Below are 17,829 nucleotides of genomic sequence, written 5' to 3'. Positions count from 1 at the left end.
GTAAAGGAACGGGGTGACAGCTCAGGCGTCGCCGGGTGCCGGATCGAGGGCGACGAACTCGTAACCCTGCTGGGCGAGCAATTGGTGGGCGCGATCGGTCGCCGACGGCGCGACGAGGATGCCGCGCAACTCCCGGTCTGCGTGCAGCTCACGGGCGAGAGCCTGGACGTACCGGTCGAGTTGTCCAACGGCGTCCGGGCCGACCCGGCGGCGTTTGAGTTCGACGACGACGGCCCGGCCCGCCTCGTCTTCACCGTAGATGTCGACCGCGCCGGCGGGCGTCGATCGCTCGGTCGAGCGCGGTTCGAAGCCCTGCTCGATCAGGGCCGGGTTCGCGAGGACTCGCTCACGGAGGTCTTGCTCGGTGTCCGAAAGCGAGAGGTCCTCGGGATCGGTCACGTCGACGCGTGCGACGTGTTCGATAGCCCCGAAAGTGACGCGAAGTTCCTCGTCGGGGCCGGTGCGGTGGCTCTCGATGCGGACCTCGCCGTCGATCGTGGCGACCTCGTGGGTCGAGCCTGGCGGTTGCCAGTTGACTGGCTGGTGGCCCTCGTCGGTGTGGACCAGCGCCGTGCCATCGGGTTTGAGGACGACCAACCGGTCGCCTGGCCCCAGTGTACTGCTCGCCCGGCCGTCGTATTCGACGCGACAGCGGCCGACGACCGTCACGAGGGCACCACGATCGATCCCGCGCTCGACGCACTCGCGAGCCTGCTCGGGCGATGGATCGACGAGAGGGCCATTCCGGGCCGTCACGGGGCGCGTCTGGTCACCGTCACCTGTGTCGGACACGCGACGCAGTTACCGGCCACCGCACAAAAGCGACGCGAGTTCACCGTCTTGAGCGCTGGACGCCTGCCGGGGCGGCGACGATCACCCGCCGATCCCCGGCACGTCGGCGAAGTGCCCCGAGCAGTCGTGATCGGGCCTCGCCCGGCGGCAGTGTTCCGGTGGCAATCTCATCCACGAGAGGGCCCTTCGCAGCCCGAACCCAGGATCGCAGTGCCTGAGCGTCCCGCGCGGTTCGGCGTTCGACGACGGCCCCGTCGCCACGCGGCTCGGGCGTCGGATCCCCCGTCCACGGTTCGACCGCGAGCCAGCAGGCGAGAAAAGCGGTCCAGTCGCCGTCTGGCCCCTGATAGTACAGGCCGTCGTACCGGGCGAAGTCCAGCCGTTCGACTGCTGCGGACAGCGACGGAGCACGGTCGTCACCGTCGAAAGCGCGCAGTCGGCCATCGGGACACACGCGGTCGTCGTGCCAGACAGTCGCTTCGAGTCGAACGCCAGCAGTCACCGTTCGCACGACCAGGGCGCGATCAGTCACTGCTGGTCCCTCCGGGCAGGGCCGTCCAAGCCTGGGTGTCGCGAGATCATACCCACGCTGGCCGCGGTCGAACACTTCAACCGTCGGCCCCAGCGTCGAATCAATCCCTTGAAGTCAGTGGCAAGCCTCGACAGACCCGTATGAGTGACTGCCCGGAGTGTGGGGCGGAAGTATCCCTACACGACAACGTCGAAGTCGGAGAGATCGTCGACTGTGCAACCTGTGGCGCGGAACTGGAAGTCGTCGCCGTCGACCCGGCGACGCTCGAACCTGCCCCGGAACTGGAAGAAGACTGGGGCGAGTAACGCCGCTGATTTTCCGGCCAACGGCGATTAGTCGTCGCCGTTCCAGACGAGCGTGACGGTCACGTCCTCACTTTCGACGGTCTCGTAGGTCAGGCCACGATCGTCGAGTTTCGGGTAGAGGTGTTGGGGCGTGCGGTCGTTGTACTGAACCAGAACCTCCTCGTCGGCCAGGTCGGCACTGGCCTCCAGGGTTTTCCGGAGTGGCTTTGGCGGCCCGAGCGTCCGAACGTCGAGTTCGACCACCGCATGTGTCTCCGGCGCGTCACTCGCTTCGAGGAGGGCGTCCAGATCGATGTCGGCGGGAGCGTCGCTCATGCTGACCCCTCCTGCAGTGCGTCAGGACCAGGCACCTCGCCGGTCGCTTCGAGCTGGTCTTCGAGGCGCTGTAAGTCGGCGTTCAGCGACTCGCTCTCGTTGTGCATCTGGGCGACGCGGACGCGAACGAGGTCGTAGTCGTGTCGGTCGGTGAGGCCGTTCCAGGCCCGGAAGGCCCCGATCGCCAGGGAGTTGCCGGCCGGACAAAACTCCGTTGTGGGGGTGAACTCCGCCAACAGTACGCCCGACTCGTCAGTCGATTCGGCGTAGCGAAACCCGGCCTCGGGATGGCGCGTATCCAGGTTCAACTTCGCCAGGTTGTAGCCGAAGGTCACATCGTAGACGCCACGCTCCTCGAAGACCTCCCAGGTTTCCTCGTGGAAGGCAACGTGATCCTCGTCCGTGAGAACGTCGTGCCCGTCCAGGAACGAGCCTGGCGCGGGCAGGTGGTCCGGAACGAACGCATCCTCGTCGTCGAACGTGTCGCCGGTAGAGCCGAGTCGCTTCATACCCAGTTATCGTAGGCTGGGTCCCCCGACCCTTGTGCCGAACATATTCGAAACAGTCGTGTGGGCCGGGAGATAGATCCGTCACTCGGCGACGTCAGCGTCCGAGCCAAGCGACAACGAGGGCCACAAGAGACTCACGAGCGAGTGCGTGCTGTGACGGTGGACCGTCAGCGTCAGATTCACCGCGAGGACAGCCACGCCGGCCCCAAACAGGAGCGTCGCCGCCTGCAGGGCGATCGTCGGCGCGTCGACGGCGGCCACAGCCACCTGGCCGATAGTCCCGGCGAGCAAGAGAACGAAGTCCGCCCGGGCGAGGCGCGGGTCGTACATCTCCTCGACCATCGGGACCGGTTCGTAGCCGATCTTGTCGCTGTAGGTCCGCACCCAGATCAGAAACGGGACGATGTGATACAGCGTGCCGAAGACGACGAACCCGAGGACGCCGAGCAACAGGAGTGGCTCACTGGCAGCCGAACCCAATACCGTTAGTCGGTCGGTCGGATCGGCCAACCAGGTCGGCAGTGTCAGGGCCGCCCAGCCGAACAACGCAACGGCGACGACGGCGTATCGCAGGAGGACCGGCGAGAGTTCCGTCTGTGCCCGGAGGAGTTTCCGGGCGAGGAACACGCCGACAAGGGCGAGCGACCCCACGACGAGGACGACACCCACCTGAGCGAGCACTGTCTCGCCCAGCAGACGACCCACCGACAGCAGCCCCACGCCGACCGGGTAGGCCAGGAGTTCGACCCGCTTGATCGCGCGATCAACCCTGTCGTCGTCGGCCTGGGTAAACATTTCAGCCAGTTGGTAGAGCGCCCCGACCACCGTCAGCAATACCGCTCCGAAGACGGCGATGGTCGCGTGCGCACTGGCGACGCCCACCCGAGTGATCGCGAGATCGCCGAACAACACCATCGTGTAATCGAGCGAGAGCAGGTACCCCAACAGCGTCAACACGAGGAAAGCGCCCAGCGCGATCACGAAGTGAATCTCGGTCACGTCGAAGGGGCGCGCTCGGGCGAGTGTCCGGGCGACGTTGTAGACGAACACCCAGAAGCCGGCCACCAGCAGCGTCCCGGCGACGTGCAACATCGCCAGTTCGACCGTCAGGAAAGCGGCGACGAACCCGAGCAGGCCGGCGACGACCAGCCAGACCTGGAGGACGCTCAATCGCCGGGAGTAAAGCGAGACGCCAGACCAGACGGGGACGAACTGGGTCATCGCCCCCATGATCGTCACGCCGACGAAGCCAGCCAGAAACAGGTGGCGCAACGCCAACTCGGAGAGTCCAACCGGCTCGGTGACGGTCGCACTCGCCAGCAACTGCCCGACCAACAACAGGGCAACGGCAAGGAGCACGTGTTGCAACGGTACTGCTACCGGTGGGCCTCGATCTGTGTCGACGTCGTCCGTGATCGCTCGCATACCCGTCGTTCACTCTCCCGCTCCCTGCCACCGTTGCCGAATATGTTCGGTTTAGTTCCCGTCCGACGAGTGGACAGAGGGGGCGCCACCACCGCGATCGAGTCAGTTATGCGGCGTCCGATTCGGCCGGCGCGTCGATCTCGACACTGGGTTCGTCGGGCGCGGACTCGGCATCGCGCTCCAAGACGATCCCGGTCAGACCGGCGGCGATCATGCCGACGCCGGCGGCCCGGACGGCCCGAAGGTACCAGTCCCGGGGTTCGAGATCACCGGGGTTTTCGAACCCACTCAGCCACGTTCGAATCGAGAGGTTCAGCAACTGTTTCGGTAGCAAGGCGCTGAGCAACCCGTGCAGTGCGATCCAGGCGTATCCAAGGCGGCGTAGTTTGGGGCGCATCACAACCATGTTCGATCCGGACAAACCTGAACCTATGGGTCAGGCGAGCGCGGATCAGCGATGGGAACGGTCCAGACCGGCAGCGACCGATCTAGCCACCCCGATCCTCACATCGAATCCAACAAGTCGAGGACGAGGGGGCCGGCCCCGACTGCCAGGTACCGATGTAGCACTGATCGCCAGGCCAGGCGATGATCGATCGGTGACGAGGCACGACCCCCGAGAGAGCTTGAGTGGGCGACGCACGGCTGCTGAACGCTGTCAAAATGGTATGCAAGTAGCGTCCAGAAAAGCGGCAACATTTGTAACCTCCTTCGACGCGTCTGTGAGTTCGGCTCCGTGATCTTCGAAACCATCACGATCGATAGGCCTAATTTGGCAGGTCGAGTCCTGGCTGCAAGTCTATGTAATGGCCCCAAGCATCGGGGGTTGTTGTCTTAGGTACACTCCCGTCCATCGCAGGACAAACCTGGACGCCCGCTGCCACCCCCGATTCGTAAATATCCCATACGTATCTAATAGACCCATATCCCCCATCATACAACCATTTTATCATGGATTTTGTAAAAATTCGTGGTGTCAGAGAGGGCGGCAACACATGGACGTGCGGTGGAAGTTATGAGTGGCGTAGTGCAAGAAGAGGATATCCATGGGGACGATCGAATTTCGCTCGCCGGATCGGCTCGACGCCGACGCGGCCGTCGTCGACGTTCGCGAGGCGTCAGCCTACGAAACACTCGGGCACATTCCGGGTGCGGTCAACATCCCGACCGACCGCTTCCGGGATCCGACCGGTCTCGCGACGGGGATGTTACCCGAAGCCGACGCCCTGGCCGAGTGGCTCGGCGAGGCTGGCATCGCACCCGACGACGACGTGATCGCCTACGACGACGACCGCGGCGTCTACGCCGCGCGATTCCTGATCACACTTGCTGCCTACGGCCACGACGGCGATCTCTCCCTGCTTGACGGCGACTACAGCACCTGGGAACGCGATCGACAGGTCACGACCGACGAACCGAGTGTCGATTCGGTCACCTACGAGATCGACGCCCTGGGAGATGTCGTCGCCGAGCGGGCGGCCGTCGAAGCCGCCGTCGAGAGCGAGGCGGCCGTCGTCGACACCCGCACCGAACCGGAGTACGAACAGGCCCACGTTCCCGGCGCGATCCAACTCGACTGGGAACGGTTCGTCGACAGCGAGACTGGCCGGCGCCGATCCGACGCGGAGATCAACGCCATCCTCGAAGAACAGGATCTGACGCCCGATCGTTCGATCGTCCTCTACTGTAACACCGCCCGGCGCCTCAGCTACGTCTACGCCGTGCTGAGTGATCTGGGCTACGAGGACGTCCGCTTCTACGAGGGGAGCTTAGAAGACTGGCTCCGCACACAAACCGACGACTGGGATCCCGCCGAGATCAAGCGCCGCGTCCGCGAACACGCCAGTGAGGGACCGGCTGCGGTCAAAGCCGCTCTGGGCGAAGACGCCGCGGCGAAGCTCAAACTCGTCGGCCTCTACGAGCAAAAGCAGGGCGGGTACTTCATGTTCCGGACGAAGATTCCGGGCGGCGTCCTCGACAGCGAGGCCGCACGCGCGCTGGGGACCGTCGCCGAAGAGTACGCGACACTGCCCGCTGACCGTGACCCGGAGCGGTCGCCATTTGGCGATAGCTACCTCGACGTGACGACCCGCCAGGACATCCAGTTCCACTGGATTCGGATGGAAGACGTCCCCGAGATCTGGGATCTGCTGGACCCGGCCGGCGTCTCGACGTTCCAGACCGGTGGTAACTCCGTCCGGAACGTCGTCTCCTGTCCGGCCGCCGGGGTCGCCGCCGACGAAGTACTCGACACCCGGCCGGTCGCCGAGGCGATCACCGAGGCGTTCCTGGCCGATCACCGCTATGCGAACCTGCCCCGCAAGCTGAAGGTCAGCGTCAACGGCTGTCGTGGGGCCTGCGCCCAGCCGGAGATCAACGATCTGGGCTTCACGCCAGCCCGGAAAGGCGATCGCCTGGGGTTCAACGTCGCGGCCGGCGGCGGCCTCTCGGACAGTCCACGGATCGCCAGCGATCTCGACGTCTTCGTCGAACCAGATCAGGTCGTCGAGGTGGTCCGGGCGACGGCAGACCTCTTTGTCGAACACGGCAGCTACCTCGATACGGCCGTCAACCGCCTGCGCTTTCTGGTCGAGGAGTGGGACGCAAAGCAGTTCCGAGCCGAGCTCCAGCGCTTTGCCCCCGTCGAGTTCGAGTCAGCGGGTGAGGATCTGGTCGAGCACCACCACCCGGACCACGTTGGGGTGCACGACCAGGCCGACGGGGCCAACTACGTCGGCCTCTCGATCCCGGTCGGCCGGATCGACGGTGAAGACTTCCAGGCGATCGCGGACCTGACCGAAACCTACGGGAGCGGCGAAGTCCGGCTGACGACCCAGCAGAACCTGCTGGTCCCGGACGTGGCTAATGAGGAGTTGGCCGACCTGCACGCGGAGCCACTCCTTGCGGAATACTCGCCCGACCCCGGACCGTTCACGCGCGGTGTCGTCACCTGCACGGGCCGGGAGTTTTGCAATTACGCCCTCGTCGAGACGAAAGCGCGGGCAAAGCGCTGGGCCGCCGAACTCGACGAGCGCGTCGACACCGACCAAGATCGGATCGGGTTGCGCTTCAGTGGGTGTACGGCCTCGTGTGCCCAACCTCAGATCGACGACATCGGCCTGCGAGGGGACACCCGCCAGACCGAACAGGGCGTCCAGAGCGCGGCCGACGTCGCGCTGGGCGGGAAGCTCGATGTCGAGCCCGAATTCGCCACCTGGATCGCACCCCGAGTCCCGATCGAGGAGATCCCCGGCGCGATCGAGCGCATCGTCGAGACGTTCGAGCGCGAAGGGGCCGACGACGAGCGCTTTCAGGAGTTCTGCCGGCGCGTCCCCGACGAGAGACTCGCGGAGGTGCTGCGACCGGCCGAGATCGATCCAGCTCCGGCGGTCCAATCAGGAGGGTCAGACTGATGGCTAATCGACACCCCCACACGCCCGCGGTCGGCGACGATCCGCGGGAACCGACGACCGACGTACAGCCCCCCGGCAACAAAGTGCGGTTTCGCCACCTCGACGAGAGCGTCATCGAGGCCGACCGCTGTGTCCAGTGTGGCGCTTGTGTCGCCGCCTGTCCCTCGAACTCCATCGGGATCGCCGACTCGGATCGGCGGCCGACGCTGGTGAAAATGTGTACCGGCTGTTCGCGCTGCTGGGACACCTGTCCCCGAGCCGGGCTACGCTACGAACGCCTGCCAGTGCTGGATGGGGCTGCTCCTGAAGATGTCGCCGACGGACTCGGCACGGTCGCGTCAGCCTACGCCGCCAGCGCAGCCGAGGGGGTCGACGGTGCCCAGCACGGCGGCGCAGTAACGGCGCTGCTCGCGGCCCTACTCGATGGGCCCGACGGGATCGACGGTGCCGTAGTGGCGACGGAATCCGATGGCGATGGGCTGGCAAAGCCGGTGCTGGCGACCAGCCCGGCCGAAGTCCGAGAATACGCCGGGACGCTGTTCACCCAGCCGCTCCAACTCGATGGCCTGGCGGACTTGCTCGATGAGGCAGAACTGCCGGCCGACCCCGATCTGGCGCTGGTCGGGACGCCCTGCGTGATCGAAGGCGTCAGCGCCCTCGAACGGAGCCCGTACCGCGAGGCACGCTTCGACGAGGCCCGCCCACTCGAGGCGATCGATCTGACGATCGCCCTGACCTGTACGCAAGCGTTCGACGACGAGGGCCTCGAACACGTCCTGGCCACCGAGTACGACCTCGCTGTCGATGACGTGGCCCGGTTCGATCTCGTCGGCCAGGGCATCCACATCGAAACGACCGACGGAGGCCACGAACGCGCCTCGCTCGCTGACTTCGCCGGCGCAGTGCTGGAGGGCTGTCTAGAGTGTGCCGACGCCACGGGCCAGACGGCCGATCTCACGGTCGGCACCGTCGGCAGCCCACAGGGTGAGTCGACACTGCTGGTCCGGACGGAACGCGGAACGGACGCCTTCGAGCGCGCGAGAGACGCACTTGAGGCCCGAGCGCTCGACGATCGCGGCCCGATCGAACAGCTCGCCGACTGGAACGCCGGACGCGCTCGCGAAGCGATGGCCCGCTCGTTCGATCCGGAAGGCGACGTCTGGATTAGCCACGCAACCCACCGTGACGCTTACGACGAGACAGACCGGGCACCGGTCGCGTTCAATCCCGCCCGCGTCCACCAGTACGAGGAGTGGTGCTGAATGACCGACTCACAGATGGACACGACAACCGACGACGAGACAGAGGACGCCACACAGCCCGACGACCACCTCGACGACGTCGAGGACGGATGTGGCTGTGCCGAAGTGTGGGAACACCTCTCCGAACAGCGAGAAGACGATTGAATTTCGCCGATCGGTCACACTTCGGGTCAGTCTAACTCGTCTTCGATAACCGACCGCAGGTCCGCGATGGTATCGGCGTCGAAACGCAGTTTCTCGTCACCGACAGACACCGAAAGCGTCCCGGAAGAATCTGCCTCGCCGAGTGCGACGACCGGCGCGATACCCTCGAAGGCAGCACGAACCACGTCTGGGGCCGTCGTCTCGATCACGGCACGACCGGCCTGTTCGTAGAAGAGTGCGCCCACGGGATCGGCCGTCTCGATGGTGACGTCCGCGCCAGCGTCCGTCTGAACCATCTCCGCGAGTGTGACTGCCAGGCCACCGTGACTTACGTCGTGGACGGCAAGCGTCCCGTCGGCGTCGGCCACCTCGGCGAGGGCCTGGACGAACGCAGCGGGATCGTCGGGCAAGGCGGGGAACCGGTCCGTCCCGCCTTCGCTCGCGAGTAGTTGTGAGCCGCCGAGTCGCGGCTCGTCCTCACCGGCAAGCGCCAGATCACCGACCAGAAGGAGCTGTCCCTCGCCGGACAGGGCGAGTGGCGGCGCGTCGTAGCTATCTTTGGTCCCGACCATCGCCAGCGTCGGCGTCGGCGGAATCGGCCCCGTCGCCGAATCGTTGTACAGCGAGACGTTGCCCCCGATCACCGGGACCGACAGGTCGGCACAGACGTCCGCGAGGCCGTCGACGATGCCTGCAAACTCGCCGTAGACCTCGGGCTTCTCGGGGTTGCCGGCGTTGAGACAGTCGACCGCCGCCAGCGGGGTCGCCCCCTTCGCGGCGATGTTGGTCGCGTTCTCCAGGCCGGCGGCCCGCGCTCCCTCGTAGGGGGCCACTTCGGTCCAGTTCGGGTCGGCCCCGGCCGAGATCGCCAAGCCGACACCCGTCTCGTGGCGCTCACCGCTCGACCGTTCGGCGGCCCCCTGGTCGGCGCGCGCCTCGCGAATCGAGAGCAAGGCGGCGTCGTCGCCCGGCCGCATCGCGGTCCGGACCTGGACCTCGTGGTCGTACTGGCGGTAGATCCAGCGCTTGCTGGCAGTGTTGGGATGACCGACGACGGTCTCGAACGCCGAGTCGAGATCGACGGCGGGTCGATCCGTCTCGGGGTGGGTTGGCTCCGTGCGTTCGAGGTCAGCCAGCGGGGCCCCCTCGCCGACGAACTCGGCGGGGACGTCGACGACGACCTCGCCGTCCTTCAGACAGACGTACTGCCCATCGTCGGTCACGTCACCGATGACCGCCGACCCCAGATCGTAGCGGTCGGCGATCGCCTGGACGCGATCGACGTTCTCGGGACGGACCTCGTAGACGATGCGCTCCTGGGACTCAGAGAGGAGCAGTTCCATCGCGGTGAGGCCGGGTTCGCGCTGGTGGATGGCATCGAGGTCGATCTCGGCCCCGTAGCCACCTTTGGCGACGAGTTCGCTAGAGGCCCCACCCAGCCCGGCGGCCCCCAGATCCCGGGCGGACTCGACGAGATCTGCTTCGATCAACTGCTCGTTGGCCTCGATGAGCAACTTTTCGCGATACGGATTGCCGACCTGGACGGCCCCGCGGTCCTCGGTTTCGGCGTCCTCGGCGATGTCCTCGCTGGCGAAGGAGGCCCCGCCGAGGCCGTCCCGGCCGGTCGAGGACCCGACCAAGACGAGCTTGTTGCCCGCCGTTTGGGCCTTGGCAGTGGTGAGTCGATCGGCTTCCAGCAGCCCGATACAGGCGACGTTGACCAGCGGGTTCTCCTCGTAATCCTCGTGGAAGGTGGTCGACCCGGCGACCGTCGGCACGCCGATCGAGTTGCCGTAGTCCGAAATGCCCTCGACGACGCCCTCCAGGAGATAGCGCGGGTACTCCCGATCGAAGTCACCGAAGTACAGCGAGTCGGTCAGCGCGATCGGGTAAGCCCCCATCGAGAGGATGTCCCGAACGATCCCGCCGACGCCGGTCGCCGCCCCGTCGTAGGGATCGACGTAGGAGGGGTGGTTGTGGCTCTCGATCCCCATCGCCAGATACGTGTCTTGGGCCTCGGGCAGAGCAACGACGCCGGCATCGTCACCTGGGGGCACGACGACGTGGTCGCCATCGCTCTGGAAGGCCGAGAGGAGTGGACGCGAGGAGCGATACGAGCAGTGTTCACTCCAGAGGTTCTCGAACAGTGCGGCCTCCGGGTGGGTCGGCTCGCGTCCGAGTTCCTCGACGACGACTTCGCGGTCTGGGTCCGATAGGGCCATTGGCGGTCTCTCGCCCCGCAGCCCGTTTATCGCTTACTATGCGTCTGCGTGCCGAGCACTGTCGCTCGAATCACTGTGGCACTCACCGAGAGCGAGGACAGACTGCCCGACGGTCCGTCGCCGGAATACGGCGGGCTACTCGACGACGATGGCACCCTTCATGCCGTTCATTCGGTGAGGGATACAGACGTAGAGGTAGGTCCCAGGTTCCTCGAAGGTATACTCGTAGGTCTTGTCGCTGCTCGTGACAGCTGTCCCACTGTCCAGCGGTTCGCGGTCGTCCTTCGAGACCACGTTGTGAGAGCCACCCTTGCCGTTCCACTCCCAGACGACCGTCGTGCCCTGGCTGATCGCGACGACTGGCGGCCCGAACGCCCAGAAGCTGCCGTTGCCCTCTGCACCGACGGTCACGGACACTTCCTCGGCATCTCTCGCGTCGATGCCAGTCCCGTCGTAGTTGCTCGTATCCGAGAGATACTCCTCGGCCGCGTCGGGGACGTCGGTATAGTCGGGATACTGGGTCGAGGAATCGTCGCTGGACTCGTCACTCGAACAGCCGGCCAGTGATCCGATCGCGAGTCCGGTCGCCACCGTGCTCATGAACTGCCGTCTACGTGCCATACGTACGCTTGGGGACTACACCCCTAAAACGACAGCGAGATACGCGCCCGCTGACAACGGGGCCGATCATATTCGTGTCGCAACGAATGGGGGTAGCCCGTGTACGCCAAACGGAGAGTCGGCAACCGGGCCGGTCAAGGCGTGAACCCGTCGCGGGCGTTGCCGACGTACAGCGAGTAGATGACGACGACAAATCCGAAGGCGGTAAAGGCACTCTCGACACCGATACTGACGTCAAAGCCAAGCGACCCGAACTGATAGAGCACCCCGCCCAGGAGAGAGCCACACGCGACGAAGGTGAGTCCGACGACGAGCGTGCACAACGCGGAGGATCCGGTTCGACGGTACGCCCGGTAGGCGAGAGACGCGAGGATGCCCGTACATCCCAGCACGATCATTTTGGCGGCGGTGACGACGACGACGCTTCCTTGCATTTTCGTCCCGTATCACGAACATGTGACCGCACGGGAGATATAAGCCGTAGGGCGTTTCCACGCGGTGGGAATAACCGGCAATATAGGCCGGTAATCGCCCCCGCGAGATGCGATCCTCCCGCGAACGATTCTCGACAAACAGGGCCGACAGAAAGGATCGACTGTGGACCGATGACGGAAGGTGCGGGTGAACACCCCTGGTGGGCGCGGAGCGGACGTCAATCCGACGTGTACAGCGAGTAGACGATGATCGCGAACCCGGCCGCAGTCAGGGCCGACTCCAGTAAGAGCGTCTGATCGATGGGCAAATCGAGGATGAGATCGCTGATCCCGGCGGCAATCGCCCCGACTGTGACCACCCCGAAGCCGAGGGCAAGCGCCCCGAGAGACTGGGCGTCGGTTCGACGGTACGCCCGGTAGGCGAGGAAGGTTATCAGGCCACCCAAAAGCAGAGTGAGCGTCTTCAGTGCCACGACGGTCAATGAGATATGTGGACTCATGTTTCTTTGCGCACCTCCGACCACAGGTTCTCTAGACGTTCGTCGGCCGTCCGGGCCCGGCGAGCGATCTGGACCTCGGTTTCGCGGTCTTCGGAGAGGCCGATGATGACTTCCTCGAAAGCGACTTCGTACGTACTGGCGTGCTGGCCGTCCGGCCGGATCTCGACTCCCTCGGTCAACAGCGACGCCTCAGTCAGGAGATCGAGCTTCCGGTAAGTCGTCGAGAGCGGGATATCACTGGCTTCGGAGATCTCGGAGGCAGTCATGGGCTCGTCCAGTTCCTCGATTATCCGCCGACACTCCGGGTCGTCGAGCGCATCGAGCACGTCCTGCAAATCTGGCGCGTCGTCGGCGGCGAACGGATCGCGGACCATTTCATTCCGACCCTCCCCGTCTACTCGGGAGATCGGGGACGCTGGTTCCGCGCGTTCGTCGAGACGGGAGCATACACAGGACTGGGCGCTTCGGGTGAATTTGTGTTTCGGTTTTCCGCGTCGGTCGCCGGTACCCGAACAGTCGAACGTGTTCGGCACGCGATTGAACGGACTGTAGTCGCGATGTTTAGGTATGCCTAATTCAGACGGCATCCTGGCGACGACGCGACGGCGATTGCTGGGCGCACTGGGAGCCGGCGGGACCGCCTCGCTTGCGGGTTGTGTCGCAGCACCCGACGCTGGTGACGTGGCCGAGGAAACGACCACGACCAAGCCGGCTCGCGAGACCGACGTCGACAGCGTGGCCGCTGATCCGACCGACATCCCCGACCCGATCGATCGTGACGAGCCGACCACCCACGAGATCACGCTCGAAGCCGAAGAAGTGACGGCCGAGATCGAGCCCGGTGTGACGTTCGACTACATGACCTTCGGCGGGCAGATCCCGGGGCCGATGGTTCGGGTCCGGCGGGGTGATACCGTCGAGTTCACGATGGAGAACCTGCCCGACAACGCCATGCCCCACAACGTCGACTTTCACGCCATCTACGGCACTGGCGGTGGCTCGGTCGCGACGACCGCCTCGCCGGGCGCGGAAAACAAGATGCGCTTTCGGGCGGAGTACCCGGGCGCGTACATCTATCACTGTGCCGTCCCGAACCTCGATTATCACATCAGCGCGGGCATGTTCGGCATGATCCTCGTCGAACCCGAGGACGGACTGCCCGAGGTAGATCACGAATTCTACGTCGGCCAACACGAAATTTACACCGACAAACCGACCGGCAAGGCGGGTCATCACGCCTTCGACATGGAATCAATGGCCGCCGAGAATCCCTCCTATGTCCTGCTCAACGGCGAAAAGTACGCCTACGCCGCCGATCGCTACGGCCCCCTGGAAGTCGAGACCGGCGACACCGCGCGTGTGTACATGGTGACTGGCGGGCCGAACCTCACCTCGAACTTCCACCCGATCGGTAACGTCTGGAGTGAGGCCTGGCCCAACGGGGCGGTCGCCTCGACACCCGACGAGTTCGTCCAGACGATGGCGGTCCCGCCGGGCAGTTGCTTCGTCGGCACGATGGAGTTCCCCGTCCCCGAGCGTGTCAAACTCGTCGATCACGCCCTCTCGCGGGTCGCCCGCAAGGGACTGATGGCCGAAATCGACGTCCTCGGCGAAGAACGGCCCGAGGTCTTCGATCCCGGCTTCGACGGGACCGACCACGAGGACCCCCGCTACGAGTGAGGAGAGCAATATAGTCGAGAATCGGATACGTCAACTGAATCCGGGCAAGAAGCGGTAAGTATTGCAGGGACCGGCGGCCAAAATCCGGTCGTAGGAGGGCTCTATCAGCCAGCGGACCGGGGGTGTAGGTGTTCCCAGCAGTTGAGAATCCACAGGACTCGTTTGTAGGTTTACGGAGAAGTGGAGGTAATGACAGACGACGCGAACACCTTCGAGACGGGCACCGAGCCCCGGGGTCGACAATCACGGGAGTGGGAAGTCTTCGTTCGCGAGACCGAGGACGAGCCACTCGAACACGTCGGCAGCGTCACCGCCGACGAGCAGGCACAGGCCCGCGAGCAGGCCACGACGCTGTTCGAAGATCCCGTCGCGATCTGGCTGTGTCCCGAGGAAGCCGTCTTCCGGTACACGGACACGGCGCTGACGCCGGGTGAGACAGCATGATCCCCGTGAGTGGGTTGCTCGGCGGCGACACGGACGCTGGGGCGACAGCGCACAGACAGCGGGGCACAACGATCGTGTGGCACGTGACCGGTGCCGCGAATCTCGATTGCTCCTACCGCCGGACCGACGCCGGGCCGGGACCCGCAGACGGCGAGTTGACCACTGCCGAGGGGCAGAACTTGATTGCCGATCTCGCCGACTACGGAGTCGAGGTCCTCCGACTTGCCGGTGGGGAACCACTCCTGCGCGACGATCTGGAAGCGCTGATCGAGTCCGCGAGCGATGCGGGCCTGGAGACGGTCCTCGAAACCAATGGAACGCTAGTGACGGAGGAGCGGGCGGCGGAACTCGAAACGGCCGGCCTCGATGCGGTTGCCGTCGCGATCGACGGCCTCCCCGAGCGCCACGACGAAATCTGGGGCCAGGAGGGAGCCTTCGACGACGCACTGGCCGGGATCGAAGCCGCCCAGGCCGCCCAGTTGCCGGTCGCCGTCAAATTCACCATCACTGACCAGAGCGCCGCCGACATGGAGGAAGTCCTCGATCTGCTGGCCCTGGAAGGAGTCGAACGCTTCGAGTTCGCCCACTTGGAGTACGACGAGGCGGACGTGATGGATTTCGAAGTCGATCACCAAGCCCAACGGCGGGCCGTCCGGCGTGTCTGTGACCTGACGCTCGATGCCCACGAGCGGGGCCACGACGTCGAGACGCTGTTGACTGGCAATTACGCCGACGCGGGCTACGTCTATCAGTACGCCCGTGAGGAACTCGGGGAGGATCAGGCGGCGGACGTCCGGGACAGACTAGAAGCGATCGGCGGCGACCAGGCCGGGGAAGCCATCGCCGACATCGACTATCAGGGCAACGTCCACCTCACGCCCGACTGGCAGCACTACTCGCTTGGCAACGTGCGCGACCGACCGTTCAGCGCCATCTGGGAGGACGAATCGAATCCGATCCTGCGGAAACTCCGCGACCGCGAGGATCACGTCCCCGATCGCTGTCCGAACTGTGATTACTACGCGATGTGCCGGGGCGGTTCGCGCCATCGTGCCCTCGCCGCAACCGGCGACCCCTGGGCACGAGACCCGCAGTGTTATCTGACCGACGAGGAAATCGGCCTCGAGGATCCGTCCGCATCCGCAGACTGAATCGAAGCCGGGATTGGGGGGCCGTTCTCTCGGGCCGAGGGCAACGAGCGAGAGTATCCCCCGTGTACTGCCGGAGACCGCGACGCTTTTGCCCCCACCGGCGCAAGTCGGTCGTGTGCTTTCGGTCGAGTTACACGCCCACTCGTCGCTGTCCTACGACGGGCGAGATGCCGTCGATGACCTACTCGAACGGGCAGCAGCGGCGGGACTCGATGCCCTGGCCGTGACCGATCACGACGAGATCGCGGCGAGTCTGCGGGCCGTCGACCGCGCCCCCGAGTACGGACTGCTCGGCATCCCCGGCATGGAAGTGACCAGCGCCGCTGGCCACGTCCTCGCACTGGGAGTCGAGCAACGAATTCCCCAAGGGCTGACGTTTGGCGAGACGCTGGACCGGATTCGACGGCTGGGCGGTATCGCCGTCGTTCCCCATCCCTTCCAGGAATCTCGGAGCGGCGTGATGGCCCACGTCTCGCGGGCTGATCTGGCTGGGGCTGACGCCATCGAAGTGTACAACTCTCGACTCCTGACCGGCCGGGCCAACCGCCAGGCTCGCACGTTCGCTCGCGAACACGGCGTCCCCGAAACGGCAGGAAGCGACGCTCACATCGCCGAAATGGTCGGCCGGGCAGTCACGCTCGTCGAGGCCGAAGAGCGATCGGTCGATGCTATTTTGACGGCGATCCGCGAGGGGCGAACCCAAATCGATGGACGGCGGACACCCTGGCACATCAGCTTCCGACAGGCTGCCGGGGGGGCCAAGCGCCGTATCCGCGCGCGCCTGGCATCGCTACTCGAGTAACAATGGGTTCGAACGCGGACGCCACATCGACGGGACCGCTCGTCGGTGCCGATCCCGAACCTATCAGGGCGGCGATCGAAGACGAGAATCCCCTTTCGGGCACCCGGGGGTTTGCCGGGCGGGTCGATGGCTCGCTGGTTCGTGACGTCCTCGGGCGGTATCCACTGTTTCTCGACGGGGACGGGCAAGATCGGTGGGCCTTCGATCCGACCGAGTTGGCCGATCCGACGCCACTACCGGCGGGCCAGGTCGTCGATCCGGCGGGCAATCGCCGAGAGGTGTGGTCGTTGCCGGACCCATCCCCTCGCGACGGGACGGCCGCCGTGAGAGCTGTCGGGAACGCTATCGACGACGCGCTCGCCGACGTCGACACCGACGGCCTGGCGATCGCCTTCTCGGGGGGTGTCGACTCGGCGCTACTGGCGGCTCGCCTCGAGGCGCCGCTGTACGTCGCTGGCTTCCCCAATAGCCACGACGTACGAGCCGCCCGAGAGACGGCCAGACTCCTCGATCGGGAGGTGCGCGTCGTCGAACTCGACCACGACGCTCTCGTCGAGGCCGTCCCGCCGGTCGCAACCGCAACGGGCCGGACGAACGCGATGGCCGTCGAGATCGCGCTGCCGCTGTATCTGGTCGCCAAGCGGGCGGCTGCCGACGGCTTCGACCGGCTGGCAGTCGGCCAGGGGGCCGACGAACTGTTCGGCGGCTACGCCAAGGTCGCTCGCGCCCCCGAGGACCCACGTGTCGCTGCCGAGACAGTCCGTGGCGCGCGCCGCGAAGTGCTCGAATCGCTCCCCGACCAACTGACCCGGGACGTACTGGCGATCCGGGCCGGCGGTGTCGAACCGGTCGCGCCGTTGCTTGCTGATGGCGTCGTCGAAGCGGGACTGGCTCTCCCGGGATCGCTGCTGGTCACCGACCGCGGCGAGCGGAAGTACGCACTCCGGCTGGCGGCCCGCAAGTGGCTCCCCGATCCGGTAGCCTTCCGGGAGAAAAAGGCCCTCCAATACGGTAGTCTCGTCGCCCGGGAACTCGATCGGGTGGCGCGACAGGCCGGGTTCAAGCGCCGAATGGACGATCACGTCACCCAGTACGTCGAGTCGCTGCTCGAATGAGTCCCATCGCAGTATTGGCCGAGCGCGATCGATCGTCGGAGTAAAGCGAGTCGTCGTGACGGTCGCCGAGCGAACGCGTGACTGGCCGATCGAAGCGAGGGAAAGAAACGAGTGAACTCGGCGGGACTGAGCGAATCCGGAGGATTCGCGAGGGTCGCCGAGG

20 protein-coding genes are annotated in these 17,829 nt (G+C 65.5%); 9 read left to right on the top strand and 11 right to left on the bottom strand.

The features are described 5' to 3' along the window. Positions 1–21 precede the first annotated feature (21 nt). Together nucS and FR699_RS12575 are read right to left on the bottom strand one after the other, a co-directional pair. Positions 22–792: an endonuclease NucS gene (gene nucS / locus FR699_RS12580; RefSeq protein ID WP_370515565.1), complete on the bottom strand. Its 771-nt coding sequence runs from the start codon at positions 790–792 to the stop codon at positions 22–24. Positions 793–832: 40 nt separating this feature from the next. After that, positions 833–1,324 (bottom strand): DUF6735 family protein, encoded by a 492-nt coding sequence (locus tag FR699_RS12575; protein ID WP_158855622.1) that lies wholly within the window; start codon positions 1,322–1,324, stop codon positions 833–835. Between the two features lie 140 nt (positions 1,325–1,464). On the opposite strand from FR699_RS12575, the gene lysW reads away from it, so the two are divergent. Further along, positions 1,465–1,629, top strand: a complete 165-nt coding sequence (gene lysW, locus FR699_RS12570) for a lysine biosynthesis protein LysW (protein ID WP_135663665.1) — start codon at positions 1,465–1,467, stop codon at positions 1,627–1,629. Positions 1,630–1,656: 27 nt separating this feature from the next. Here lysW and FR699_RS12565 read toward each other — a convergent pair whose 3' ends face one another. The 4 genes from FR699_RS12565 to FR699_RS12550 all read right to left on the bottom strand — a co-directional run bounded on the left by FR699_RS12565 (position 1,657) and on the right by FR699_RS12550 (position 4,275). Continuing rightward, on the bottom strand, positions 1,657–1,944 hold the full coding sequence (locus FR699_RS12565; protein ID WP_154552473.1) for a DUF2249 domain-containing protein: 288 nt from the start codon (positions 1,942–1,944) through the stop codon (positions 1,657–1,659). Further along, positions 1,941–2,453, bottom strand: coding sequence for a hypothetical protein (locus tag FR699_RS12560; protein WP_158855621.1), 513 nt, complete (start codon positions 2,451–2,453; stop codon positions 1,941–1,943). Before FR699_RS12560 ends, FR699_RS12565 begins: the two co-directional genes overlap by 4 nt. 81 nt (positions 2,454–2,534) lie before the next feature. Beyond that, the gene (locus tag FR699_RS12555) at positions 2,535–3,878 is read right to left on the bottom strand and encodes a hypothetical protein (protein WP_158855620.1); all 1,344 of its coding nucleotides are present in this window, start codon (positions 3,876–3,878) and stop codon (positions 2,535–2,537) included. Between the two features lie 106 nt (positions 3,879–3,984). Next, positions 3,985–4,275, bottom strand: coding sequence for a hypothetical protein (locus FR699_RS12550; protein WP_195837569.1), 291 nt, complete (start codon positions 4,273–4,275; stop codon positions 3,985–3,987). Positions 4,276–4,924: 649 nt separating this feature from the next. Here FR699_RS12550 and FR699_RS12545 point away from each other — a divergent pair. The 3 genes from FR699_RS12545 to FR699_RS13250 are packed head-to-tail and all read left to right on the top strand — an operon-like array spanning position 4,925 to position 8,697. After that, positions 4,925–7,291, top strand: coding sequence for a rhodanese-like domain-containing protein (locus FR699_RS12545; protein WP_158855619.1), 2,367 nt, complete (start codon positions 4,925–4,927; stop codon positions 7,289–7,291). Continuing rightward, positions 7,291–8,553: a Coenzyme F420 hydrogenase/dehydrogenase, beta subunit C-terminal domain gene (locus tag FR699_RS12540; protein ID WP_154552477.1), complete on the top strand. Its 1,263-nt coding sequence runs from the start codon at positions 7,291–7,293 to the stop codon at positions 8,551–8,553. The genes FR699_RS12545 and FR699_RS12540 overlap by 1 nt, the downstream gene beginning before the upstream one ends. Further along, complete coding sequence (locus FR699_RS13250) at positions 8,554–8,697, top strand: hypothetical protein (protein WP_195837570.1); 144 nt, start codon at positions 8,554–8,556, stop codon at positions 8,695–8,697. It abuts the gene before it with no gap. A 26-nt stretch (positions 8,698–8,723) separates the two neighbouring features. On the opposite strand, the gene purL is transcribed toward FR699_RS13250, so the two are convergent. From purL to FR699_RS12515, 5 genes are all read right to left on the bottom strand, one after another. Then, complete coding sequence (gene purL, locus FR699_RS12535) at positions 8,724–10,919, bottom strand: phosphoribosylformylglycinamidine synthase subunit PurL (protein WP_154552478.1); 2,196 nt, start codon at positions 10,917–10,919, stop codon at positions 8,724–8,726. A 135-nt stretch (positions 10,920–11,054) separates the two neighbouring features. Further along, entirely contained in the window at positions 11,055–11,540 is a 486-nt protein-coding gene (locus FR699_RS12530) for a halocyanin domain-containing protein (RefSeq protein WP_158855618.1), read from the bottom strand. A 134-nt stretch (positions 11,541–11,674) separates the two neighbouring features. Beyond that, positions 11,675–11,974: a hypothetical protein gene (locus FR699_RS12525; RefSeq protein ID WP_154552480.1), complete on the bottom strand. Its 300-nt coding sequence runs from the start codon at positions 11,972–11,974 to the stop codon at positions 11,675–11,677. Positions 11,975–12,192: 218 nt separating this feature from the next. After that, a complete protein-coding gene (locus FR699_RS12520) occupies positions 12,193–12,474 on the bottom strand; it encodes a hypothetical protein (protein ID WP_154552481.1) in 282 nt (93 codons plus the stop codon). Beyond that, the gene (locus FR699_RS12515; protein ID WP_154552482.1) at positions 12,471–12,848 is read right to left on the bottom strand and encodes a helix-turn-helix domain-containing protein; all 378 of its coding nucleotides are present in this window, start codon (positions 12,846–12,848) and stop codon (positions 12,471–12,473) included. The genes FR699_RS12520 and FR699_RS12515 overlap by 4 nt, the downstream gene beginning before the upstream one ends. 193 nt (positions 12,849–13,041) lie before the next feature. Here FR699_RS12515 and nirK point away from each other — a divergent pair, with 193 nt between their 5' ends. The 5 genes from nirK (at position 13,042) to FR699_RS12490 (ending at position 17,666) form a co-directional block, all read left to right on the top strand. Continuing rightward, positions 13,042–14,154, top strand: coding sequence for a copper-containing nitrite reductase (gene nirK, locus FR699_RS12510; RefSeq protein ID WP_199268319.1), 1,113 nt, complete (start codon positions 13,042–13,044; stop codon positions 14,152–14,154). A gap of 189 nt (positions 14,155–14,343) precedes the next feature. Then, positions 14,344–14,598: an Htur_1727 family rSAM-partnered candidate RiPP gene (locus FR699_RS12505; RefSeq protein WP_158855617.1), complete on the top strand. Its 255-nt coding sequence runs from the start codon at positions 14,344–14,346 to the stop codon at positions 14,596–14,598. Further along, positions 14,595–15,749 (top strand): TIGR04347 family pseudo-SAM/SPASM protein, encoded by a 1,155-nt coding sequence (locus tag FR699_RS12500; RefSeq protein ID WP_154552484.1) that lies wholly within the window; start codon positions 14,595–14,597, stop codon positions 15,747–15,749. Before FR699_RS12505 ends, FR699_RS12500 begins: the two co-directional genes overlap by 4 nt. A 115-nt stretch (positions 15,750–15,864) precedes the next feature. Continuing rightward, positions 15,865–16,551 carry a PHP domain-containing protein gene (locus FR699_RS12495; RefSeq protein ID WP_158855616.1) on the top strand — a complete coding sequence of 229 codons (687 nt, stop codon included), beginning with the start codon at positions 15,865–15,867 and terminating at the stop codon, positions 16,549–16,551. Positions 16,552–16,553: 2 nt separating this feature from the next. Continuing rightward, positions 16,554–17,666, top strand: a complete 1,113-nt coding sequence (locus FR699_RS12490) for an asparagine synthase C-terminal domain-containing protein (RefSeq protein ID WP_158855615.1) — start codon at positions 16,554–16,556, stop codon at positions 17,664–17,666. Positions 17,667–17,829 lie beyond the last annotated feature (163 nt).

It is taken from the genome of Halorhabdus sp. CUG00001 (genome assembly GCF_009797925.1).
GTDB lineage: Archaea > Halobacteriota > Halobacteria > Halobacteriales > Haloarculaceae > Halorhabdus.
Note: the sequence above shows the minus strand (reverse complement) of the source record. Positions and strands in the feature narration are given on the sequence as shown.